Below are 22,364 nucleotides of genomic sequence, written 5' to 3'. Positions count from 1 at the left end.
GCGACCCGGCGCGGGACGGTTCGCGGCGCGGGTACCGGGGTTGCGGGGCTCGGGGCTGCCGGGCCGAGGGTGTCGCGGCGCGGAGGTGCAGTGGCAGCGCGACCTCGGGGCGACGAGCGCACCGGCCGTGATCGCCACTCGCGGTACATCGCGGCCGTGGGTGGCCGTCAGGTACCGCGCAAAGCGATCATGCCGGGCGCCCACGAGGTGCGGAACCCACCGGCGGAGGGATGTCAGAGCAGGCCGAGCTTGGTGGCCGCGTACACCGCCTCGGCGCGGCGGGAGACCATCAGCTTGCGCATCAGGTTGCCGACGTGGAACTTCACCGTGGTCTCCGAGATGAACAGCTCCGCGCCGATGGCCCGGTTGGACAGGCCGCGGGCGAGCAGCCGCAGCACGTCGAGCTCGCGCTCGGTGAGCCGCTCCCGGTCCGGGACGCCGCCGGACAGCGAGCGCACCATCGCCGAGGCGCTGCGGGCGTCGAAGGCGCTCTCCCCGCGCGAGACGGCGCGGATGGCCCGGACCAGCTCGGTCGTGTCGACGTCCTTCACCACGTACCCGCGGGCCCCCGCCTGCACGGACTCGACGACGAGCCGGTCCTCGGCGAAGGTCGTGAGCACCAGCACGCCGATGCCCGGGTGGGCGGCGCAGAGCTTGCGGCAGACCTCCAGGCCGTCCGTCTGCGGCCCGGAGGTGAGCTTGAGGTCGAGCAGCACGACGTGCGGGCGGGTCGCGGCCACCGCGGCGATCGCGTCCGCCGGGGTGCCGGCCTCGCCGACCACCCGCAGGTCCTCCTCGCGCTCCAGCACGGCCCGCAGCCCCTGGCGCATGATCGAGTGGTCGTCGACCAGCACGATCCGCACGGGCATCGGGCGCGCCCGGTGCATCGGCCGCGCGGGCCGGCCCCCGGGAGGTGCGGTGGTGCGAACGGCGCTCATGACGCCACCCCTTTCTCGTGGACCCCGTCGTGAGCCGCCTGCCGTGGGGCGTCCCGGCGCCCCGGCCGGGCGTCGCCGCCGGAACCGCCGACCGGGACGTCGACCTGGACCTGCAGCCCGCCCATGCGGGCCCGGCGGAACGTGACCGAGCCGCCCATCTCCACGGCCCGGGTCTGCATGTTGACCAGACCGCGGTGCTCCCCGGAGGGCGAGAGCGCCGACGCCCGCAGGCTGCGCCGGACCTCCTCGGGCCGGCCCGTGCCGTCGTCGGACACCGTGAGGCGCACGGCCCCGGGCCGGTAGGCCAGCCGGATCGACGCGCGGGAGGCCTCCGCGTGCATGGCGGTGTTGAACAGCGCCTCGCCGGCGATCCGGAACAGCGACTGCTCCTGCTCGGCGGGCAGCCGCACGGGTTCGCCGCCGATCCGGACGTCGATGCGCAGCTCCTCGGGCATGTGCACGGTGGCGAGCTGGCGGAGCATCGCCGGCAGGTCCCGGTCGGCGCTCTCGTGGTGGTTGAGCGCGTAGATCGCCGAGCGCAGCTGCTCCACGGCGCGCCTGGTGAGGTCCTTCGCCGTGTCCAGGTGCTCGAGCAGCCGCGGGTCCCCGACCTCGCCGCGGACCATCTCGATGTGCATGCCGGCGGACAGCGCGTACTGGGTGACGCTGTCGTGCAGCTCGCGGGCGATCCGGTGCCGCTCGTTGTCCAGCACCTCGCGCTGCCGGGCCGCGCCCAGCTGCTCCTGGGTGCGCTGCAGCTCGGCGTTGCGCGTGCGCAGGTCCTCCGCCTGCCGGGCGGTGCGGGCGTAGAGCTTCTCCGAGCGCTCCAGCAGCGCGCAGTTCTGCAGCGCCGACGCCGTCTGGCCGGCCAGGATCCGCATGACGGAGTGGTCGGTGTCGTCGACCTCCCGGTCCCGCGGCGTCCAGGCCACGAACCCGCCGACGGTGCGCCCGTCGAGCCGGACCGGGACGTGCAGGTGGGTGCGGGCGGTGTCCCGGTCGTGGGCGGGGCCCTCGTCCCCGGCGTCGACGCCGCTGCGGACCTTCTCCACGTGCGTCCGGACGGTGGCGGGCACCAGCTCCAGGTTCGACCACTCCACGCCGTCCGGCCCCAGCACGAGGTGCCGCGGGCTGGCGTCCTTCAGCCGGCCGTCGACGAGCGCGAAAGCGACCCAGTCGGCCGAGAGGTGGTCCGCCGCGGCGTCGACCACGGCCCGCACCAGCGCCTCGGAGCCCTCCATCGTGCGGACCAGCGCGGCGGAGATGCGCTCCAGCGCGAGGATCACCCGGCGCAGCCGCACCGCCGAGACCCGGTACTCCGGGTAGAACGACGGCTTGCCGGACCGCAGCCCCGTCAGCGCGTCGAGGTCGGGGCCGGGCCACGAGCGGCCGGCAGGCGCCGGCTCGGCCCGCCGCGGCGGCCAGGGGCCGGAGGAGGGCACGCTCGTCACCGCGGATCCCTCACAGGGCGGCCCGGAACAGCGTCTCGACCTCGTCGACCGAGGCGGGGCGGGGGTTGGTGGTCAGGCAGGCGTCGCCGAGGGTGAGCACGGCGAGCCGCGGGATGTCCGCCTCGGTCACGCCCAGCGCGCCGAGCCCGCTCGGCACCCCGACCTCGTCGCCCAGCTTGCGGATCTCCGCGGCGACCATGTCGACGGCCTCGTCGCCCGGCACTCCGTGCCCGGCCAGGCCCATCGCCTGGGCGATCGGCACGAACCGCTCCGGCGTGGCGGCGCCGTTGAACCGGACGACGTGCGGCAGCAGCACCCCGTTGATCACCCCGTGCGGCAGGTCGAGCATGCCCCCGACCTGGTGGCTCATGGCGTGCGTGGCGCCGAGGATCGCGTTGGTGAAGGCCAGCCCGGCCTCCAGCGCGGCCTGGGCCATCGCCTGCCGGGCCCGCTGGTCGTCCGGCCGGACCATGGTGCGCGCCAGGTTGGCGTTGACCAGCGAGACGGCCTGCAGGGCGTGGTGGTCGGTCAGCGGGCCGTGCGCCAGCGAGACGAACGCCTCGATGCCGTGGGTCAGCGCGTCGAGCCCGGTCGCGGCGTTGAGCCACTCCGGCATCGTGACGAGCAGCCGCGGGTCGATCACCGACACGTCCGGGACCAGCGCCCGGCCCATGATCGTGATCTTGGTGTGCCGCTCGGTGTCCGTGACGATGCAGAACTGCGACACGTCCGCGCCGGTGCCCGAGGTCGACGGCATCATGATCAGCGGCGGGATCGGGTTGGCGATCCGGTCGATGCCCTCGTAGTCCAGGATCCGCCCGCCGTTCGACGCCAGCAGGGCCACGCCCTTGGCCGCGTCGATCACCGAACCGCCGCCCAGGCCCATCACCACGTCGCAGCCGGAGGCCACGTAGTCGTGGTAGCCCTGCTCGATCTCGTGGTCCTTCGGGTTCGGCGTGACGTCCGTCCACAGCCGCGGGGCGAGCCCCGTCGCACGCAGGTGCGCGAGCAGCTCGGCGGGCCAGCCCGCCTCGAACACGCCCGGGTCGGTCACGACGAACGGCCGGCGCGCGCCGAGCCGGACGGCGGCGTGGGCGGCCTCGCGCAGCGAGTCCGGGCCGAACACGATCTCCGGGGCGTGGAACTTCGACAGCCGCGGGTTCGCGGCGCCCGCGGCGGGGGCGCCGCAGCCGCCGCCCCGGTGGACGGTGAGGTCCGGCTCGCGCCCCGGCGCCTCGTCGGCGACGACCTCGTCGACCAGCACGGTCTCGCCCGCCCGCCGACACGCGTCGACGACCCCGGTCGTGGGGGTCCTGCCGTCGAGAGCCACGCTGCCCTCCCACACCTCGTCCGACCGCACACGACGACGTCCGGACACGCGGGGCGTCCGGAACGTGTGAGCCACGCTACTCCGCGCGGAGCGCACGCGGCGCTCCGTGGCGGGGCCGGCGGAGGCCGGGGCGGCGGTGTGCGGCACCCGCATCAGCGACGCCGGGAACGGGGACGGGACATGCGGGACCTCCTCGTCTGCACCCCGGACGGTAGTCGGCGGGCAGGCGAGGCGGACCGGTCCGACGGAAGGGTGCGGACCCTGTCCCGACGGTCAGGTGTGGCTGTGGATGGGGCCCTCCCGTTCGGCGAGCCGGGTCCCGGCGCCGCCCCAGTGCTGCGCGATCATCTCGGCGGCGATCGAGACGGCGGTCTCCTCCGGCGTGCGGGCGCCGAGGTCCAGGCCGATCGGGCTGGACATCCGGGCGATCTCCGCGTCCGTGAGACCGCGCTCCTTGAGCCGCTCGATGCGGTCCGTGTGGGTGCGCCGCGAGCCCATCGCGCCGATGTAGGCGACCTCGGGCAGCCGCAGGGCGACCTCGAGCAGCGGCACGTCGAACTTCGGGTCGTGGGTGAGCACGGTGAGCACCGTGCGCCCGTCGATCCGGCCCTCCTCGGCCTCCTTGGCCAGGTACCGGTGCGGCCACTCGACCACGACCTCGTTGGCGCCGGGGAAGCGGCTGGCCGTGGCGAACACCGGGCGGGCGTCGCAGACCGTGACCCGGTAGCCGAGGAAGTTGCCCATCTTGGCGACGGCGGCGGCGAAGTCGATCGCGCCGAACACGATCATGCGGGGCGGCGGGGCGAACGACTCGACGAAGACCATCAGGCCCTCGCCGCGGCGCTGGCCGTCGACGCCGTAGGTGATCGTGGCGTTGCGCCCGGAGGCGAGCAGGCCGCGCGCGTCGTCGCCGACCGCGGCGTCGAGCCGCTCCGAGCCGGTGCCGCCCTCGACCCGGTCCTCCCACACGATCAGCCGGCGGCCGAGCCGCTCCCCGGGCCCGGAGACGACGGTGGCCACCGCCACCGGGGTCTCGTTCCGGATGGCCTCGGCGATCCGGCCGAACTCGGGATAGGCCTCGGGGGAGACCTCCTCGACGTAGACGTCGAGGATTCCGCCGCAGGTCAGGCCGACGGCGAACGCGTCGTCGTCGGACACGCCGTAGCGCTGCAGCACGGGGCGGTGCTCGCCGAGCACCTCCTGGCCGAGCTCGTACACCGCGCCCTCGACGCACCCGCCGGAGACGCTCCCGACGGCCTCCCCGCCGGGCCCCACCAGCATCGACGCACCCGGCTGGCGCGGGGCGGAGCGGAAGGTCGCGACCACGGTGGCGAGCGCCGCCGGCTCGCCGTTCTTCCACCAGCCCGCGAGCTGGTCGACGACGTCACGCATGGGAAACCTCCACTAACCGGACCTCCCTGTCGGGCCGGTCAAGCATCTCTCATCACCCCGAGCAGGCGCTCCAGGGTCTCCAGGCTGTGCCCGGCGAGCAGTTCGTCCAAGTGCGGCAGGACGGCGACTATTCCGCCCTGGACGGGCGCGTAGCCCTCCTTGCCGGCGTGCGGGTTGACCCACACCACCCGGTGCGCGAGCCGGGAAAGCCGCTGGACCTGCCGGCCGAGCAGGTCGGGCGCGCCCCGCTCCCAGCCGTCCGAGAAGACGACGACGACGGCGCGGCGTGCGGCCCCGCGCTGTCCCCAACGGTCGACGAAGGCCTGGACGGCCTCCCCGAGACGGGTGCCGCCGGACCAGTCCGGGATCGCCCGCGAGGCCTCCCGCAGCGCGCGTTCGGCGTCCCGCTGGCGCAGCTCCCGGGTGACCCGGGTGAGCCGGGTGCCGAGGGTGAAGACCTCCGTGCTGCGCGGCGACCGCCGCACGACGACGTGGGCGAACCGCAGCAGCGCGTCGGCGTAGGGCTCCATCGACCCGGACACGTCGATCAGCAGGACGACCTTGCGCGGGCGCCGGGTGGGGGCGCGCCGGTACAGCGTGCCGATCTCGCCCTCGTTGCGCAGGGCCGCGCGCAGCGTGCGGCGCGGGTCCGGGCTGCCGTGCCGGGACGCGCCGCGGCGCCGGGAGGCGCGGGTCGGCGGGTCGGGCCGCAGCAGGGCCAGCAGCCGGCGCAGGTGCTCGCGCTCCAGCGGGCTGAGCTCACCCAGGTCCCGGGTACGGAGCACCTCGGTACCGGTCGCCGTGGCGCGGACGATCGGCGAGTCCTCGTCCTCGGACTCCTCGCCGTCCTGCTCGCCCGGGTCGCGCGCGGGCATGAGCGACCGCAGCGTGGGCGGGGGCGGCGGCCGGTCGCCGGGCGCCGGCGGCCGGGAACCCTGGGCGGGGTCGAACCAGGCGGCGAACGCGGCGTCGTAGCGGCCGATGTCGTCCGGGTCACTGCACAGGGTGAGCCTGCCGGCCCAGTAGGTCTGCGTCCGGTCGGTGACGTCGAGGATGTCGAGCGCCTCGGTGAAGGCCGCCACCCGGTCGGTCGTCATCGGGACGCCGGCCGCGCGGAGGGCGGCGGTGAAGCCGACGAGCCCGGGGAACGGGTCGGCGTCCGGGGCCGGTCCGGTCCCGGGGACGGCGCTGGGGTACTGCACGTCGGCCGTCCGTCAGGAGGCGAGCAGGGAGTCGAGCCGGTGGCGCACCCGGTCGGCGTCCTCGCGGTACTTCAGCACGGCGCCGAGCGTGCGGGCGGCGCTGTCGACGTCGAGGTTGCGGGCGCCGATCAGCTGCAGCGCGCGGGCCCAGTCCAGCGACTCCGCCACACCGGGCGGCTTGATCAGGTCCGTCGCGCGCAGCTTGTGCGCCGCGGTGGCCACCTGCTGGGCCAGTCGCTCGGGCACCCCCGGCAGCCGGCTGCGCAGGATCTCGATCTCCCGGGCGACGTCCGGGTGGTCCAGCCAGAGGTAGAGGCAGCGCCGCTTGAGGGCGTCGTGCACCTCCCGGGTGCGGTTGGAGGTGAGCACGACGACCGGCGGCACGACGGCCCGGACCTCGCCGACCTCCGGGATGGTCACCGCGTGCTCGGAGAGCACCTCGAGGAGGAAGGCCTCGAACTCGTCGTCCGCGCGGTCGATCTCGTCGACCAACAGCACGGACGGGGTGGTCCGCAGGGCGCGCAGGATCGGGCGGGCCAGCAGGAAGCGGTCCTCGTAGAGGGAGGCCTCCACGGCGTCGGCGTCCAGCTTGTCCCCGTCGACGGTGGCCGCGGCCTCCAGCGCCCGCAGGTGCAGCAGCTGGCGCGGGAAGTCCCAGTCGTAGAGGGCCTGCGCGGCGTCGATCCCGTCGTGGCACTGCAGCCGGATCAGCTCGGCGCCGAGCACCTGCGCGAGGGCCTGCGCGAGCGCGGTCTTGCCGGTGCCCGGCTCCCCCTCGCAGAACAGCGGGCGGTCCATCTGGAGCGCGAGGTACGCGGCGGTCGCGAGACCGTCGTCGGCGAGGTAGCCGGTCGCCCGGAGGGCATCGGCGAGGGCGGCGGGGGAGTCGGGCCGGCCGTCCTGGTGGGCGTGTGTCACCCCACCAGAATGGACCACGCGCGACCCGGCAGCACTGTGAGGCTCCTCGAACACGCTCACTCCGCGTGTACGGCCCGACCACCCTTCGTGGTCAGAAGCTTGTGAGCGAAACGACAATATTTCCGGATCGGTGCGATTCGATCTCTCGTGATGTTTCCGTGATATCAGCGCGCTGACCAGGGGTTACACGGTTATCGAGCCAATCACGGTTGCGTTACCGTGAGCGAGGTCACCGTTGATCGGTTTGACGGAAACCGGCGTTCGAAACGTAGCGTCTTCGTTCGGCTGCCCCACCACGGGGCGGTTCGAAATGCCATCCGGAACCGTCGCGCCAGGCCCCTGTCCCGCGGTTCCCGGTCCGTCGAGAGAAGGGAAGGGGACAGGGCGGGAAAGTATTTCCGGAACGGAAAGGTTCGCGTTCGTGAATCACACGGATGTGAGCCCGCGATTCTCCCCAGGTCGCAGCGTTCGCGGATCCCGGCGACCGGAGGCCCCACTCCGGTCCGGCGCGATAAACGGAGCTCCACGATGAAGCTGACCGGTCGATCCATCCTGCGCCTCGCCGTTGCCGGCGCCGTCGCCGTCGGTGCGCCGGTGGCCCTGGCGGGCAACGCGAACGCCGCCTCCGCCTCCTCCTGGGACGCCCTCGCCAAGTGCGAGAGCGGCGGCAACTGGAGCATCAACACGGGCAACGGCTACTACGGTGGCCTGCAGTTCAACCTCACCACCTGGCGGGCCTACGGCGGGCAGGGCATGCCGCACCAGGCCAGCAAGGCCCAGCAGATCGCGGTGGCCGAGAAGGTCCTCGCCAAGCAGGGCTGGAACGCCTGGCCCTCCTGCTCGAAGAAGGTCGGCGTCCGCGGCGACGTCGCCGCGCCCTCCAAGGTCCGCGCCTCGGCGCCCGCCACCCCGGCCCCGGCTGCGGCCCCGGCCGCTCCCGCCGGTGGGAACTACGTCGTCAAGGCCGGCGACACCCTGAGCAAGATCGCCGCCGCCAACGGCAAGAGCTGGCAGCAGCTGGCCCAGGCCAACGGCCTGGCGGACGCGAACAAGCTGTCGATCGGGCAGCAGCTCGCGGTCTGAGCCGGTCCGCCCGGCGCGGGTGGGTCGCTCAGGTCGAGTTGACCCACTCGTCCGTGCCGTCGGTGAAGGCCTGGTGCTTCCACACCGGGAGCAGCCGCTTGACCTCCTCGACGAGCTCGGAGCACGTCGCGAACGCCTCCTGGCGGTGATCCGCCGAGACGGCGCAGGCCAGGGCGACGTCGCCGATCGCGAGCTTCCCGACCCGGTGGCTGACGGCGATCGCGCGCACGCCACGTGCCCGGCCTGCGACGTCCCGCGCCACCTCGGCCACGACGGTCGCGGCGGTCGGATGGGCGCTGTACTCCAGCCCGCTCACCGACCGCCCGCCGTCGTGGTCGCGGACCACGCCGGCGAAGGTCACCACGGCCCCGGCCGCGGCGTCGTCGACGAGGCGGGCGTGCTCGTCGACGTCGAGCACGTCCTCGGTCACGGTGGCGCGCAGCACGTTCACCGTGACGGTCTCGCTGGTCGGCTCCATCAGTGGTCACCTCCGCGGAGTTGGTCGACCGCATGGTCGAGGACGCCGTCCAGCACGGCCAGGCCGTCCCGGACCCCGCCGGTCGACCCCGGCAGGTTGACGACGAGGGTCCGGCCGGCCACCCCGGCCAGCCCGCGCGAGAGCACGGCGGTCGGGACCTTCGGGGCGCCGTACGCGCGGATCGCGTCCGCGAGGCCCGGCACCTCGTAGTCCAGCACGGCGCGGGTCACCTCCGGGGTCGCGTCCGTGGGCGAGATCCCGGTGCCGCCGGTCGTGATCACCACGTCCGTGCCGGCGGCGACGGCCTCGCGCAGCGCGGCGCCCACGGGTTCCCCGTCGGGCACCACCGTCGGGTCGTCCGTGGCGAAGCCCTTGTCCCGCAGCCACTCCGCGATGATCGGCCCGCCCTTGTCGGCGTAGACGCCCTGGGCGGCGCGGTTGGACGCCGTGATCACGCGGGCCCGGCGGACGGTGCTCGTGCCGGTGCTCGCGTCCGTCGCGGGCGACTCCAGCTCGCTCACGCCGCCTCCTCGCTGGCGCTCGTCGGCCGCGTTCGCGGCGCTGCCGTGTTCAACGGTGAGCTCGCACGCTCGCTCACGGGCGGTCCTCCGGGCGGGTCCAGGTGCCGGTCTTGCCGCCCTCCTTGCGCTCGACGCGCACGGCGTCGAGCACGGCGGCGGGGTCCACGGCCTTGACCATGTCGTGCAGGGTCAGGCCCGCGACGGCGACGGCGGTCAGGGCCTCCATCTCCACCCCGGTGCGGTCGGTGGTCCGCACGGTGGCCCGGATCCGCACCTCGGCCTCGCCGGGCTCGAGGTCCAGCGTGACCCCGCTCAGCGCGATCGGGTGGCAGAGCGGAACGAGGTCCGGGGTGCGCTTGGCGCCCATGATCCCGGCGATTCGGGCCGTGGCCAGCGCGTCGCCCTTCGGCAGGCCGTCCCGGCGCAGCAGGTCCACCACCTCGGCGGTGGTCCGCAGGACGCCGGTCGCGACCGCGGTGCGCGCGCTCGGCTGCTTCTCCGAGACATCGACCATCCGGGCGGCGCCGGCGGCGTCGACATGGGTCAGCTCCACGCACGAACCCTACGTCCGGCGTGCCGGCGGTCGCCGTCGGGGCCTCGGCGAAGTGTGATCTCAATCACAGCGACACAACCATGTCGTTCCGAATCCGATCCGTATCCGCCCCGTTATACGTATCCCTGACCTGCGAAAACGGCGACTACCACAGTTTCGTCCGATAGTGAAGTCGATCATCGGACACGGATCCGCCAGCGCTTTCGTCAGTCGCCCGTCGCACGTACGGTCCGACCCGGCTCAGGCGGACTCCCCCATTGCCGCCCGGCCCCGGAACCGCAGCGCTCCCCTGTCCGGCGGTGACGGCCCCCGAAGCACGACGCGGGACAGGGACGGAACACCCGGCGGCCACCCACCGCCGTCGCGCCGGAAACGGGCGACATTCCGCAGGCGCCGCGACGGAGAACGCGTCATGGCCCGTTACCGCGGCAAGCACCGCAAGCCGTCCACCGCCGGTCGCACGATCGCCCGCACCGCCCTCGCCGGTGCCGTCGCGGGTGCCCCCCTGGTCGTCCTCGCTCCGTCGGCGAACGCGGCCACCGACGCCACCTGGGACCGCGTCGCCCAGTGCGAGAGCGGCGGCAACTGGAGCATCAACACCGGCAACGGTTACTCCGGCGGCCTGCAGTTCGCCGCGCAGACCTGGCGCGGCTTCGGCGGCACCGCCTACGCCCCGGCCGCGCACCAGGCCACCCGCGCCCAGCAGATCGCCGTCGCCGAGAAGGTCCTCGCGAAGCAGGGCTGGGGCGCCTGGCCCGTCTGCTCGCGCAAGGCGGGTGCGACCGGCGAGTCCGCCACCGCGCGCACCGCCCCGACCGCCCCGCCGCAGCAGGTCCGGCTGAGCGCGCCGGCGGCGCCGTCCACCGGCACCTACACCGTGAAGCAGGGCGACACCCTCGGCAAGATCGCGCAGGCGCACGGGATGGCGAACTGGAAGGACCTGCTCGCCAAGAACCCGGCCCTGATCTCGAACCCCAACCTGATCCTGCCGGGCAGCGTGCTCCAGGTCTGAGCCCTCGGTTCCGAACCCGGGACGCGCGCCCGGACCCCCGCCCACCCCGTCACCGCACAGGTGGCGGGGTGGCCGCGTCCCGCTCGCCGGTCGGGGTCGGAGCGGCGGTCGGGGTCGGGCGACGGTCAGGCGTCGCCGCGGGCGCGGGCGAGTTGCTCGGGGGTGTCGACGTCGTCCGGGCGGGCCACGTCGGCGCACTCCACCAGGACGAGGTCCGGATGCCCCTTCAGGTAGCCGCGCGCGCCCGCGTCCCCGCGGGCGCCGGCGGCCACGGCGGCCCAGTGCTCCCGGCCGAGCAGCACGGGATGGGCGGGCTGCCCGTCGTAGGCCGCCCGGGCGAGCGCCCCGGGGGCGGCGAGGGCGGCGAGGCGGGCCACCGCCGCGGGCGTGACGCCCGGCAGGTCCACCAGGTGCACCACGACGGCCTCGGGAACCGGGTCGGCCGCCGCGAGCGCGGCGAGCCCGGCGCGGAGCGAGGCGCCCATGCCCTCGGCCCAGTCCGGCGCGAGGACGATCCCGGTACCCGGCGGCACGAGCGGGCGGACGCGCTCCGCTTCGGCCCCGAGGACCACGGTCGACGGCGCGCAGCCGCCCGCGGCCAGGACTCGCAGGGCCCGGCGGACGAGCGGCTCGCCGTCGAGCTCGACGAGGGCCTTCGGCCCGCCCATCCGCCGGCCGGCGCCGGCGGCGAGCAGCAGGCCCCCGGCGGGCACTACTTGTTGATCTCGGTGACGGGGTGCTCGTACGGGACCTTGTCGAGGGGGAACTCGAGGTCGCCGAAGGGGGACATGTTCCCCTGCACCGGCCCGAGGAGCTCGGTCAGCGGGTGCTCACCGTCGGGCAGGTCCGGCCAGTTCGGGTCGATGCGTCCGGCCTTCATCGGCTTCGCCACGGCTCTCCTCCACGGTCTCGCGTGCGCGGGCGCCCCCAGTATCCCCGATCGGACGGCCGGGCGGGGCACCCCTCCCGACGACTACCGTGGAGGGCGATGACCGCCCCCCTGGTCGACTGGCTGCGTGGCCAGGACGACGAGACCCTGGCCGCGCTCCTGCGGCTCCGCCCGGACCTGGCCGTGCCGCCGCCCGCCGACCTCACCGTGCTGGCCACCCGTGCGGGCATCCGGGCGTCCGTCCATCGCGCGAGCGACGACCTCGACACCGTGGCGCTCGCCGTGCTCGAGGCGCTCGTCGTGGCCGACGCCGACCACGTCGCCGCCGAGCGGGCCGAGATCGCCCGGCTGCTCGGGCCGGACGTCACCGCGGAGGCCCTGGACGCCGCGCTCGCCGCGCTGCGCGCGCGGGCGCTGGCCTGGGGACCGGACGAGGGCCTGCGCGTGGTCCCGGCCGCGCGGGACGTCGTCCCCGCCTATCCGGGCAACCTGGGCCGCCGCGCCGGCGGGCCCGCGGCGTCGAGCGAGCTGCCGAAGTCGATCGCCGGGCTACCGCCGGAGGAGCGCCGGGTGCTCGACGCGTTGATCGCCGGCCCGCCCATCGGGCGTAGCCGGTCCGCGGCGGAGCCGGACAGCCCCGTCGGGCGGCTGCTCGCCAAGGGCCTGCTGATCCGGCTCGACACCGAGACGGTGGAGCTGCCCCAGCAGGTCGGTATCGCGCTGCGCGGCGAGCGGCCGATGGGACGGATCGACGCCACCCCGCCGCCGCTGTCGACCCGCGAGCGGCCGGTCGGCCAGGTCGACGCCACGGCGGGCGGCGCCGCCATGGAGCTCCTGCGCCGCGTGGAGCGGCTCATCGAGCTGTGGGGCTCCGCCCCGCCCACCGTGCTGCGCTCGGGCGGGCTGGGCGTGCGAGACCTGCGCCGGACCGCCCGCGAGCTGGAGACGGACGAGGCGGGCGCCGCGCTGATCGTCGAGGTCGCCCTGGCCGCGGACCTGCTCGGGCAGAGCGACTCGCCCAACCCCGACTGGTTGCCCACGAGCGCCGCCGACGCCTGGCTCGCCGCCGGCGTCGAGCAGCGCTGGGTCGCGCTGGCGCGGGCCTGGCTGGAGCTGCCGCGGCTGCCCGGGCTCGTCGGGCGCCGGGACGACGCGGACCGCCCGATCAACGCGCTCTCGGAGACCCTGCGCCGCCCGGTCGCCCCGCGGGACCGCCGGCGGGTGCTGAGCGCGCTGGCCGACCTGCCGCCGGGCACCGCCGTCACCACCCCGGAGGCGCTGGGGGACCTGCTCGCCTGGCGCGCGCCGCGGCGGGGCGGGCGGCTGCGGGACGAGATCGTCCGCTGGACGCTGGAGGAGGGCACGCTCCTCGGCGCGGTCGCCCTCGACGCGCTCGCCGAGCCGGGCCGCGCGCTGCTCGCCGCACCGCCGGGGGAGAACGGCCCCGTCGTCGCCGCGCTGCGGGCCGTGCTGCCCGAGCCGGTCGAGACCGTGCTCCTGCAGGCAGACCTCACGGCCGTCGCGCCCGGACCGCTGGTCACGTGGCTGGCGCGCGAGCTGCAGCTGATGGCGGACGTCGAGTCCGCAGGCGGAGCCACGGTGTACCGCTTCACCGAGGCGAGCGTGCGGCGCGCCCTCGACGCGGGCCGCTCGCCGGCGGACCTGAAGGAGCTGCTGGAGGCCCGGTCGTCGACACCCGTGCCGCAGGCTCTGACCTACCTCGTCGAGGACGTCGGGCGGCGGCACGGGCGGCTGCGCGGCGGCGTCGCCTCGGCCTTCCTGCGCTCCGACGACGAGGTGCTGCTCTCCGAGGTCCTCGCGCACCCCGAGACCGCGTCGCTGGAGCTGCGGCGGATCGCCCCGACGGTCGCGGTGAGCCCGGTGGCGCTCGCGGAGCTGCTCGACGGGCTGCGGGCCGCCGGCTTCAGCCCGGCCGCGGAGGACGCGTCGGGCGGGGTGCTGGACCTGGGGCCGCGGGGGGCCCGGACGGACCCGCGCCGGCCGCGGAGCCGAGCGGTGCTCGCGGACCCCTCGGAGGAGCGGATCGACGCGGTCGTGACGAAGATGCGGGCGGGCGACGCGCTGGCCGCGGCGCGTCGCGGGGCCGGGAACGCGATGCCCGCCAACGGGTCCAGCCACACCCTCGCCACGCTGCAGGAGGCGGCGCGGGCGCGGCGCCAGGTGTGGATCGGGTACGTCGACGGCCACGGTGTGCAGGGCGAGCGGGTGCTCGCCCCACTCACGGTCGGCGGCGGGATCGTCGAGGGGCGCGACGCCGTCGACGGCGAGGTCTACCGGCTGCCGCTGCACCGCATCACGCGGATCGCCCTCATCGAGAGCTGACCGCGGCGCGGGTCAGCGGCGGGCGCCGGCCGCCATCCGCGCGGCCATGGCGTGCTGGACCAGCGCGATCAGCGTCTGCTTCGTGGACTCCCGGTTGCGGGCGTCGCACAGCACGATCGGGATCGCCGGGTCGATCGACATGGCCTCGCGGACGTCCTCGATCCGGTGCGGCTGGTGCCCGTCGAAGGCGTTCAGGCCGACGACGTAGGGCAGGCCGCGGTCCTCGAAGAAGTCGATCGCCGAGAAGCAGTCCGCCAGCCGCCGGGTGTCGACCAGCACGACGGCGCCGATCGCGCCGCGCACCAGGTCGTCCCACATGAACCAGAACCGGTGCTGCCCGGGCGTCCCGAACAGGTACAGGATCAGGTCCGAGTCCAGCGAGACGCGGCCGAAGTCCATGGCGACCGTGGTCGTCTGCTTGTTCGGCGTGGCGCTCAGGTCGTCGTGCCCGGCGCTGGCCTCGGTCATCACGGCCTCGGTCGTCAGCGGGTCGATCTCCGATACCGAACCGACGAACGTGGTCTTGCCGACGCCGAAGCCACCCGCCACCACGATCTTCGCCGAGATCGTGGTGGGCGTCGGGCCCGGCCGCGGCGCCGGGGACGGGCGGGACATCGCCGGGGTGACCGGCGGCCCGCCGACGGGGTAACTAGAGCCGACGGAGTCCACTCAACACCCTTTCCATCAGTGCGAGGTCCGGCTCGTTGCCGGTACTGCTCGCGGTCTGGTGCACGGTCACCACGCCGAGCCCGGCCATGTCGCCGAGCAGCACCCGGGCGACACCGAGCGGGATCGACAGCAGCGCGGCGACCTCGGCGACCGAGCGAGGGCGGTCGCAGAGGTCCGCGACGGAGCGGTGCTCCATCTGGAGCATCGGGAGCTGCTCACGGCCCTGGGGACTGGTCGAGACCAGCGTCTCGATCGCGAGGTCGAAGCCGGACTTGGTCCGGCCGCGGGTCCAGGCGTAGGGCCGCACCGCCGACGCCCCGGTCGGGACGGCGGGCGGGAGCGGCTCGTCCCGGATCGGTTCGATGGGGCCCGTCTGGTACCCGCCGTACCCGGAGCCGGCGAACCCGGTGTCCCCCTGTGGGCCCTGGGAGTAGGCCACCTCGTTCGGGACCGGGGTGGGCGGCGGCGTGGACGGGTACGCCGTCGGCTGCGGTGCCTGCGGGGCCTCCTGCCGCTCGGCCTCCTCCTCGCCGCGCCGGCGACCCCACCGGCGGCGCTTGCGCGGGCGTCCCGAGTCGAGACTGAACCCGTTCATCACGTCGGCGAACGTCGGCTCCTGCTGACGCGGTGCGTCGTCGGGACCGCTGGTCATGAAAGCTCACCTGCCTCGTGCCGGTCGTTCGTCGGACGGATGGACATGGGGGTCGACCCGGGGCGCCGGCCGCGTCAGGGCCCGAAGGAGCCCTGCAGCTCGGCGCGCAGCTCCGGGGTGAGCAGCTGGCCGACCCGGTCGACGAGCAGCGTCATCTCGTAGCCGATCAGGCCGATGTCGCAGCTCGGCGAGGCGAGCACGGCGAGGCACGAGCCGTCGCTGATGGACATGAGCAGGACGATCCCGCGGTCCATCTCCACGACGGTCTGGACCACGCCGCCCGCGTCGAAGCAGCGCGCCGCGCCCTGGGTCAGGCTGACCAGGCCGGACGCCACCGCGGCCAGCTGGTCGGCGCGGTCGCGGGGGAGCCGGTCCGACGCCGTGAGCAGCAGCCCGTCGGCGGAGACCACGATCGCGTGCGCGACCCCGGGGACCTTCTCCGCGAAGTTGGTGACCAGCCATCCGAACCGGCTGGGCTGGGTCTGTGGTGCGGTCACGCCGCGGCCTCCTCGACGTCGGTCGGGCCGGTGCCGATGGCCGCCGGTGCGGCCTCCTGCCCGATCATCACTTCTCCTCGTCCTGCTCGGTCGTGCTCCGGGCCTGCCCGGTGCCGCCCGCCGCCGACTGGCGGCGCAGCCGGCTCTCCCGGCCCTGCCGGACGCCCTGCTGGTAGCTCGCCAGACGGCCACGGATGGCCTCGGCGTTGCGGGCCGGCCCCGAGGGCGGAGCCAACACCGCGGATCCTGCCGCGCTGCCCGGGACGAGCCGCGCGCGGGGCCTGCGTTTCGGCAACCCGGCCTCGGTGGTCTCGCTCGCGCCGCGCTCGGTCTCGGCGGCCGTGGCCGCCGCGGTCGCGTCGGCGACCCGCCAGCCCTCGTCCGCCGCGGTGGCGAAACCGCCGGGGCCGCCGGCCGGGCGGTCGGCCCGGAGCGGGTCGCCCGACGCCGGCGTGGCCGCCGCGCCCTGCGCGCCCTCCTCCTCCGCGTCCGTCCAGCGGACCGGGACGGAGCGGTTCGAGCGGAACCAGGCCGACGCGATCTCCTCGAAGATCGGCGTGGTCTGGCCGAGGTCGAAGCGGGACGGGTCGTCGGTCGGGTCGTTCCGGCCGCCGGTGGGGGCGGTGGACGCGGCGCCGAGGGGAGCGGCCGGGGTTCCGGTGGGGGTGGACGTGACTCCGCCGGGGGCGGAGGGGGCCGGGGTGCCGGTGCCCGGGAAGCCGCTGCTCGGGGAGCCCGGGGCGGTCCCGGTCGGGCCCTCGCCGGTCAGGGTGCCGTGGGAGCCCGTGCCGGTGGGGCCGGTGCCGGTGGGGCCGGTGGCGCCGGTTCCCGTGGAGCCGGTGCCGGTGCTGCTCGGGCCCGTGCCGGTGGTGCCGCTCGGGCCCGTGGCCTGGGGGCCGGGGCTCGGACGACGGGTCGGCAGGCCGCCCGACGTGCCGGCGCCGTTCGGCATGCCCGGGGCGCCCGGCGTGCCGGTGCCGTAGGCGAGCGCGCCGCCGTTCCGGTACGGGCTCGGACCGGCGGTGCCCGGCTCCTGGGTCGCCGGGTTCTGGCCCAGCGTGTTCTGGCCCAGCGGATTCTGGCCCAGCGGGTTCTGGCCCGTCGGGCCCTGGCCGGCGGGGAATCGGGGGGCCTGTCGAGGGGCTGTGGGTCCGCCGGTCGGGTCCTGGGCCGGCGAGGTCCCGTTCTGGCCGGTCCGGCCGGTCGGGTTCTGGCCGGTCGGGTTCTGGCCGGTCGGCGCGGTGCCGCCGGTCTGCTCCACGGCCGGGGTGGCCGGGCCGCCCGCGGTGGCCGGGCCGGTCGGCGCAGTGCCGTTGGTGCCGGTGGTGTCGCCGGTGGTGGCGCCGTCGACGCTGCCGTCCGTGGCGCCGTCGACGGTGGGGCGGCCCGAGGGGGTCCGCAACTCGAAGGCGCCCGGGCGGCGCAGCTGCCCCGTGGAGTTCGTGTCCGCGGGCGTGGATGCGGAGAACAAGGCCTCCGTGCCCTCGGCCGAGGCGGACATCGGCCGGTCGGGCCGCCGCTGGGGCAGGCCCGCCGGACCCGTGGGGTGCGCAGTGGACCGGCCGTCGGCACCCGGGCTGGTGCCCGGGACGCGCCGGGGAAGGCCCTGCGAGCCCTCGACACCGGCGGCGGGGGCCGCCGGGGCGGCAGGAGCCCCGCCGGGCCGGTCGCCCTGGTCGGTGCGGTCGGTGCGGTCGGTGCGGTCGGCGCGGTCGGTGCGGTCGGTGCGGTCGGTGCGGTCGGCCGGGGTCCGGCCGGGCGTGCCCGGCGTACGACGCGGCAGCCCGAGGCCCTCGGCGGCGCTCTCGGGGCTCTCGGAAGTTGCCGCGGCCGGACGCTCGGGGCGGTCCTCGGGCTCCCCGCCCCGCCGCGGCAGTGCCGAGGGCGGCCCGTCGGGCCGCTCGCCGCTGTTCACAGCGGGCGTGCGCCGCGGGAGGCCCGCCGCGGTCGGCGGGGCCGGCTCGTCCGAGGTGCGGTCGCCCACATCGGGCGCGTCGGCCGCGGCACCGCCGGCGGCCGGAGCACCGGTCGCGTCGGCTCCGGACGCCCGCTCGGAGGCCCGGGCCGCGGTGGTGTCGATGGCGTCGGTGCGCTCGGCCGGATCCGCGGACTCGGCGGCGGTGCTGCTCGGGGCGCCCGTGCCCGGGGTGGTCGTGCGCGAGCTGACCGGGCCCGGAGCGGCCGGGTCCGGGGTGGATCCGGAGGTCGAGCCGCCGGTCGCGCCCTGGGTGCTCGTGCCCGCCGTGTTCGCGCCCCGCGTGCTCGTGTCCTCGGTGCTCGTGCTCTCGGTGCTCGTGCCCTTGGTGCTCGTGCTCTCGGTGCTCGTGCCCTCGCTGCTCGTGCTCTTCGCGGTCTCGCCGGTCCGTCCGGAGCGGATGCCGGCGGCGCCGGCGAATGCGGTCCCGGCCCCCGCCGCGAAGGCGGCGCCGGTCCCGGAGCGGTCCGTGGGGTCCGAGCGGTCGGTGCCGGCGCGCTCGCCGGTCCCGGTGCCGTCGACCCACGTGCCCTCGACTCCCGCGCCGGTGCTGCCGGTGCTGTCGGTACCGGTGCTGCCTCCGCCGGTGGGCTTCGCCCCGGTGCCCTCGGTCCCGGTGCCCGGGGTCGGGCGGCCCGCGGCGCCACGGCTCTCGGCCGTGCGGCTGTCGGCCTCGCCGCCGCGCTCGACCGCGGCGGACCCGGACGTACCCGCGGGCCTGGTGCCGGAGGGCGCGTCGGTGTCGGTGCCCGAGGACGCGGCCTCGGAGGCGGTGCCGGCGGTGGTGCCGGAGACCGTCGACTCGCTGCCGGTGGCACTCGTCGTCGGCTCGGCCGTGGCATCCCTGGTCGCCGTGGACTCACCGGCGGGCTTCGCATCGACGGCCCGCGTGGCCGCGTCGGGCGTGCCGCTCGAGGGCACGGTCGTCGCCGCGTCGCCGGTCGGCGAGAACGCGCTCGGGGTCGAGCCGTTCGCCCGGGTGACCGGGAGACGGGTGGTGGCGGGCTCGTCCGCGGCCCGGGACGCGGCGCCGGCCTCGGCGGCCGACGTGGCCGCACCGGCCTCGGGCCGCGCGACACTCCCGTCGCGAGCGGCCGCGGTGCCCGTGGCGGGCGTGTCCGCGTCCGCCGCGGCCGAGCCGGCCGGCGGGGTGCGGTCGTCCGCCGGGGCGTCGGCGGTGGACCCCTCGGAGTCGGCGCGCTCCGCCTTCCCCTCGGTGTCCTTCTCCTCGCCGTCCTTGCCGGACTTCCGCAGTGCGGCCGCACCGGCGAGACCCGCGGCCGCACCGGCCAGCGCGGCGCCGGCCGCGGCCACACCGCGCCCGAGCTTCTCGCCGGGCCGGTCGGATCCGGACTTCTGCGGGTCCTCCTGCGCGGCGCCCTGTGCTGCGGTGCCGTCCTCGACAGCACCGTTGCGAGCAGTGCCGTTGCGCAGCGCCTCGTCCGGCTGCGCGCCGCCCCGCGGGGTCCCCTGCTCCCGACCGGTCGGCCGGTCGCCGGTCCGCTCCTGTTCGCGCGTGCCGCGCTCCGCGTCGCCCGGCGTCCCGCCGCGCGGCGTGCGCTTGGGCAGCGCCGGGAGGTCGCCCGAGGCACCCGGGCGGTCGCCGTGGAAGGAGTGCCCGTTGGTCGGGCGGGTCGGGACGGCGGAGCCGTTCGGGGGCCTCCGCAGGCTCTCCACCGGCCACGGGCCGCGCTCCGGACCGGCCGGACGCACGTCCGGGGCCTGTCGGCCCTCCTGCCCGTCGACCACCTGCCCGTCCACGACCTGTCCGGCTGAGCCCCGCCCCTCGGGACCCCGGCCGGGGCCGTACCCGTTCGTCGCCGGGTCGCCGGCCGCGCGCTCCGGCCGGGTGGCCTCGTCCGAGGGCTCGTCGGGCCGCTCGGCCTGCACCGCACCGGTGCCGAAGGCGTCGAACCCGTCGTCCGGGCCGGCGCCGTCCTGCGGGGGGACCGACCCGGGCCGGCGCTGCGGCAGGCCCTTCCCGTTGACGGGCGGTGCGGGCGGGCGCCCACCGCCGCCGAAGGCGGGGGCCGGGCTCATCGGCCCGTCGTCGCCCTGGACCAGGGAGGAGAGCGACGACGGCCGGCCGGGCCCGGTACCGGCGGGCCGCGGCGCGGGCACGGTGCCGGTGCCGGGCGCGGTGGGGCCGCCGCCGAAGGAGGACGCGCCCTGCCCGGCGGCCAGGGCCGCCGGAGCGGCGCCGGTGCGCACCGGCTGCCGGTCCACCGGCTCGGCCGACGGGACCAGCACGGCGGGGACGGTGACCGAGGCGGTGAGGCCGCCGGCGGCGCCGGCCATGCCGCCGGCGAGCCGGATGCCCAGACCGTGCCGGTTGGCCAGGCGGCCGACCACGAACAGGCCCATCCGCCGGGAGGCCGACACGTCGACCGCGGCGGGGGAGGCGAGGCGCTGGTTGGCCTCGCCGAGCTCGTGCTCCGCCATGCCGACGCCGCGGTCGGCGATCTCGATGATCAGGGAGCCGTCGCCCACTCGGGTCGTGCTCATGACGACCTGCGAGTCTGGCGGGGAGAAGTTGGTGGCGTTGTCCAGCAGCTCGGCCAGCAGGTGGACGAGGTCGCTCGCGGCACGCCCGGCGACCGTCGCCACGGGCGGCGGCTGCACGACGACGCGCTGGTACTGCTCGATCTCGGACACCGCGGCGCGCAGGACGTCGACCACCGGGACCGGGGCGACGTTGCGCTTCGCGAGGTCGGTGCCCGCGAGGACCAGCAGGTTCTCGCTGTTGCGCCGCATACGGGTGGCGAGGTGGTCCAGCTGGAAGAGGTTGGACAGCTGGTCCGGGTCCTGCTCGTTGCTCTCCAGCTGCTCGATCAGCTGCAGCTGGCGCTCGACCAGCGCCTGCGAGCGGCGGGAGAGGTTGACGAACATGTTCGAGACGTTCGCCTGCAGCGCGGCCTGGTCCGCGGCGAGGCGGATGGCCTGCCCGTGCACGGCGTCGAACGCCCGGGCCACCTGGCCGACCTCGTCCCGGCCCGCGAGCGGCACCGGCTCGACCATCGCGTCGAGGGGCTGGCCGGAGCGCATGGTCTCGACCGCCTGCGGCAGCCGGCGCTCGGCGACGTCGAGGGCGGAGCGGCGGAGCACCCGCAGCGAGCGGATCAGGCTGCGGGCGAGCAGCACGATGATCGCGATGCCGAGCAGCACGCCCAGCATGAGCAGCACGGAGTTGACGCCGGCCTTGTTGCTCGCGTCCTCCTGGGCCTGCGTGGAGGTGGCGGTCAGCTCGTCGCCGACGCCGGACCCGGCGCGCTCGACGACCTGGGCGGCCTGCTGGTACGCCGCGTCCCACGCCGCCGGGTCCGCCGCCAGCGGGCGGTCGGTCGGGGTGGCCATGATCTGGGTCCGCAGCCGCTCGAAGTCGACGTTGGCCCCGTCCGTGGCGAAGTTGCCGAAGCGCGCGAACTGCTCCGGCGTGAGGCCCACCTGGTAGTCGGCGAAGGCCGTGGCGAACGCCGCGGCGGCGCCCGTCACCGTGATCTTGTCCTGCTCGCTCAGCCGGCCCGCGGCGATCGCACCCGCGAGCACCGTGTGCTGGAGGGCCAGGGCCTCGCGCGCCTCGCCGGTCGCGGTGAGCGCGTCCCCCAGGCCGCCCGCGTAGGTGGTCTCGCCCTGGTGGATCAGTGCCCGATCCAGGACGTCCGTGCGCTGGACGATGGTCGTGTACCGGGTGGTGATGTCGTCGATCCCGGCCGGCGAGCCCGCCGCGTCCGTCCGCAGCACGGGGAGCTGGGTGAACCCGCCCTCGGCCTGCTGCAGCGCGGTGGTGCCGCTCGCGTCGAGCTGGGCGGTGTCGGCCAGCGCCGCGCGCACCTCGCCGAGCCTCGCGTCCGTGTCCGCGGCGGCGCGGGTCAGCGCGCCGCGGTCGCCCGTGCGCCCGCCGGCGACGAACAGCACGGCGGTGTTGCGCTCCGCCTGCAGGGCCTGCGCCGCGGCGGAGACGTCCTGGCGGATCTCGAGCAGGCGGTTGTCCCGGCCCAGCTGCTCGGCCACGCCCGCCTGGTCGGAGATGCGCAGCACGCCCAGCACCAGGGCCAGCAGGGTGGGCACGAGGCCCACGGCCACCAGCTTGGCGGCCAGGCTCCAGTTGCGGGGGTTCAGCCGCTCCGACCACGCGGGGTGGCGTTCGGTGCTGGTCACGTCAACGTCTCCCTGATGTGGCTCGCGACGACCTGACCGACCTTGACACGGGGACCCGACGATTCGCGCCCCGCGGGCACCTGGGGGAGCCGAGGTGCCCGCCGGTTGCGGCCAGTGGCCGAGCGGCTCGCACGCGTGTTCGGCGAGGCCGGGGGCGGTGCGGGGGAGCCCGCGGGGAGCGGTGCGGTGATCGTTCGGGCCTTCCGGTCGGGGCCGGACGCGCGCCCCCGCCCGGCCGAGGCCGGGCCCGGGGCGCTGCCGGTTGGCTTCTCGTGCAGTGGTTTCGCGCGTGGTGTCCGCGAC

Annotated in this window: 16 protein-coding genes and 1 pseudogene; 3 read left to right on the top strand and 14 right to left on the bottom strand. The window is 76.0% G+C overall.

Annotated features, from left to right (window positions below; genetic code table 11):
- Window positions 1-233 precede the first annotated feature (233 nt).
- The 6 genes from ABD990_RS28900 to ABD990_RS28875 all read right to left on the bottom strand — a co-directional run bounded on the left by ABD990_RS28900 (window position 234) and on the right by ABD990_RS28875 (window position 7,231).
- A complete protein-coding gene (locus ABD990_RS28900; protein ID WP_425569679.1) occupies window positions 234-938 on the bottom strand; it encodes a MadR family response regulator transcription factor in 705 nt (234 codons plus the stop codon).
- Entirely contained in the window at window positions 935-2,389 is a 1,455-nt protein-coding gene (locus ABD990_RS28895; protein WP_345383932.1) for a MadS family sensor histidine kinase, read from the bottom strand. The genes ABD990_RS28900 and ABD990_RS28895 overlap by 4 nt, the downstream gene beginning before the upstream one ends.
- Window positions 2,390-2,399: 10 nt before the next feature.
- Complete coding sequence (locus ABD990_RS28890) at window positions 2,400-3,719, bottom strand: iron-containing alcohol dehydrogenase (RefSeq protein WP_345383931.1); 1,320 nt, start codon at window positions 3,717-3,719, stop codon at window positions 2,400-2,402.
- Between the two features lie 273 nt (window positions 3,720-3,992).
- A complete protein-coding gene (locus ABD990_RS28885; protein WP_345383930.1) occupies window positions 3,993-5,111 on the bottom strand; it encodes an XdhC family protein in 1,119 nt (372 codons plus the stop codon).
- Between the two features lie 38 nt (window positions 5,112-5,149).
- The gene (locus ABD990_RS28880; protein ID WP_345383929.1) at window positions 5,150-6,313 is read right to left on the bottom strand and encodes a vWA domain-containing protein; all 1,164 of its coding nucleotides are present in this window, start codon (window positions 6,311-6,313) and stop codon (window positions 5,150-5,152) included.
- Between the two features lie 12 nt (window positions 6,314-6,325).
- Window positions 6,326-7,231, bottom strand: coding sequence for an AAA family ATPase (locus ABD990_RS28875; protein WP_345383928.1), 906 nt, complete (start codon window positions 7,229-7,231; stop codon window positions 6,326-6,328).
- Window positions 7,232-7,759: 528 nt separating this feature from the next.
- On the opposite strand from ABD990_RS28875, the gene ABD990_RS28870 reads away from it, so the two are divergent.
- A complete protein-coding gene (locus tag ABD990_RS28870) occupies window positions 7,760-8,314 on the top strand; it encodes a LysM peptidoglycan-binding domain-containing protein (RefSeq protein WP_345383927.1) in 555 nt (184 codons plus the stop codon).
- A gap of 28 nt (window positions 8,315-8,342) precedes the next feature.
- On the opposite strand, the pseudogene ABD990_RS34595 reads toward ABD990_RS28870, so the two are convergent.
- Window positions 8,343-9,247, bottom strand: a pseudogene (locus ABD990_RS34595) (molybdenum cofactor biosynthesis protein MoaE).
- Between the two features lie 139 nt (window positions 9,248-9,386).
- Entirely contained in the window at window positions 9,387-9,866 is a 480-nt protein-coding gene (gene moaC / locus ABD990_RS28855; RefSeq protein ID WP_345383924.1) for a cyclic pyranopterin monophosphate synthase MoaC, read from the bottom strand.
- A gap of 412 nt (window positions 9,867-10,278) precedes the next feature.
- Between moaC and ABD990_RS28850 the strand changes: the two genes are divergently transcribed.
- Window positions 10,279-10,878: a LysM peptidoglycan-binding domain-containing protein gene (locus ABD990_RS28850; protein ID WP_345383923.1), complete on the top strand. Its 600-nt coding sequence runs from the start codon at window positions 10,279-10,281 to the stop codon at window positions 10,876-10,878.
- Between the two features lie 125 nt (window positions 10,879-11,003).
- Here the strand turns inward: ABD990_RS28850 and ABD990_RS28845 are convergent, their stop codons facing one another.
- Both ABD990_RS28845 and ABD990_RS28840 read right to left on the bottom strand, forming a co-directional pair.
- Window positions 11,004-11,591, bottom strand: a complete 588-nt coding sequence (locus ABD990_RS28845) for a nucleotidyltransferase family protein (RefSeq protein ID WP_345383922.1) — start codon at window positions 11,589-11,591, stop codon at window positions 11,004-11,006.
- On the bottom strand, window positions 11,591-11,770 hold the full coding sequence (locus tag ABD990_RS28840; RefSeq protein WP_345383921.1) for a hypothetical protein: 180 nt from the start codon (window positions 11,768-11,770) through the stop codon (window positions 11,591-11,593). Before ABD990_RS28840 ends, ABD990_RS28845 begins: the two co-directional genes overlap by 1 nt.
- 96 nt (window positions 11,771-11,866) lie before the next feature.
- On the opposite strand from ABD990_RS28840, the gene ABD990_RS28835 reads away from it, so the two are divergent.
- Window positions 11,867-14,110, top strand: coding sequence for a helicase-associated domain-containing protein (locus ABD990_RS28835; RefSeq protein WP_345383920.1), 2,244 nt, complete (start codon window positions 11,867-11,869; stop codon window positions 14,108-14,110).
- A gap of 12 nt (window positions 14,111-14,122) precedes the next feature.
- Here the strand turns inward: ABD990_RS28835 and ABD990_RS28830 are convergent, their stop codons facing one another.
- The 4 genes from ABD990_RS28830 to ABD990_RS28815 form a co-directional block, all read right to left on the bottom strand.
- A complete protein-coding gene (locus ABD990_RS28830; protein ID WP_345383919.1) occupies window positions 14,123-14,725 on the bottom strand; it encodes a GTP-binding protein in 603 nt (200 codons plus the stop codon).
- 34 nt (window positions 14,726-14,759) lie between these two features.
- Window positions 14,760-15,431, bottom strand: a complete 672-nt coding sequence (locus ABD990_RS28825) for a DUF742 domain-containing protein (RefSeq protein WP_345383918.1) — start codon at window positions 15,429-15,431, stop codon at window positions 14,760-14,762.
- Window positions 15,432-15,505: 74 nt separating this feature from the next.
- Window positions 15,506-15,928: a roadblock/LC7 domain-containing protein gene (locus ABD990_RS28820; RefSeq protein ID WP_037048693.1), complete on the bottom strand. Its 423-nt coding sequence runs from the start codon at window positions 15,926-15,928 to the stop codon at window positions 15,506-15,508.
- Between the two features lie 67 nt (window positions 15,929-15,995).
- Window positions 15,996-22,061, bottom strand: coding sequence for a nitrate- and nitrite sensing domain-containing protein (locus ABD990_RS28815; RefSeq protein ID WP_345383917.1), 6,066 nt, complete (start codon window positions 22,059-22,061; stop codon window positions 15,996-15,998).
- Window positions 22,062-22,364 lie beyond the last annotated feature (303 nt).

This window comes from Pseudonocardia yuanmonensis (genome assembly GCF_039542425.1).
GTDB lineage: Bacteria > Actinomycetota > Actinomycetes > Mycobacteriales > Pseudonocardiaceae > Pseudonocardia > Pseudonocardia yuanmonensis.
Note: the sequence above shows the minus strand (reverse complement) of the source record. Positions and strands in the feature narration are given on the sequence as shown.

Excerpts from the sequence above, each read along its gene's own strand:
- ABD990_RS28900 (WP_425569679.1), bottom strand. The coding sequence starts at position 938 with ATGAGCGCCGTTCGCACCACCGCACCTCCCGGGGGCCGGCCCGCGCGG.
- ABD990_RS28885 (WP_345383930.1), bottom strand. The coding sequence starts at position 5,111 with ATGCGTGACGTCGTCGACCAGCTCGCGGGCTGGTGGAAGAACGGCGAG.
- ABD990_RS28870 (WP_345383927.1), top strand. The coding sequence starts at position 7,760 with ATGAAGCTGACCGGTCGATCCATCCTGCGCCTCGCCGTTGCCGGCGCC.
- ABD990_RS28850 (WP_345383923.1), top strand. The coding sequence starts at position 10,279 with ATGGCCCGTTACCGCGGCAAGCACCGCAAGCCGTCCACCGCCGGTCGC.
- ABD990_RS28835 (WP_345383920.1), top strand. The coding sequence starts at position 11,867 with ATGACCGCCCCCCTGGTCGACTGGCTGCGTGGCCAGGACGACGAGACC.
- ABD990_RS28830 (WP_345383919.1), bottom strand. The coding sequence starts at position 14,725 with ATGTCCCGCCCGTCCCCGGCGCCGCGGCCGGGCCCGACGCCCACCACG.
- ABD990_RS28825 (WP_345383918.1), bottom strand. The coding sequence starts at position 15,431 with ATGACCAGCGGTCCCGACGACGCACCGCGTCAGCAGGAGCCGACGTTC.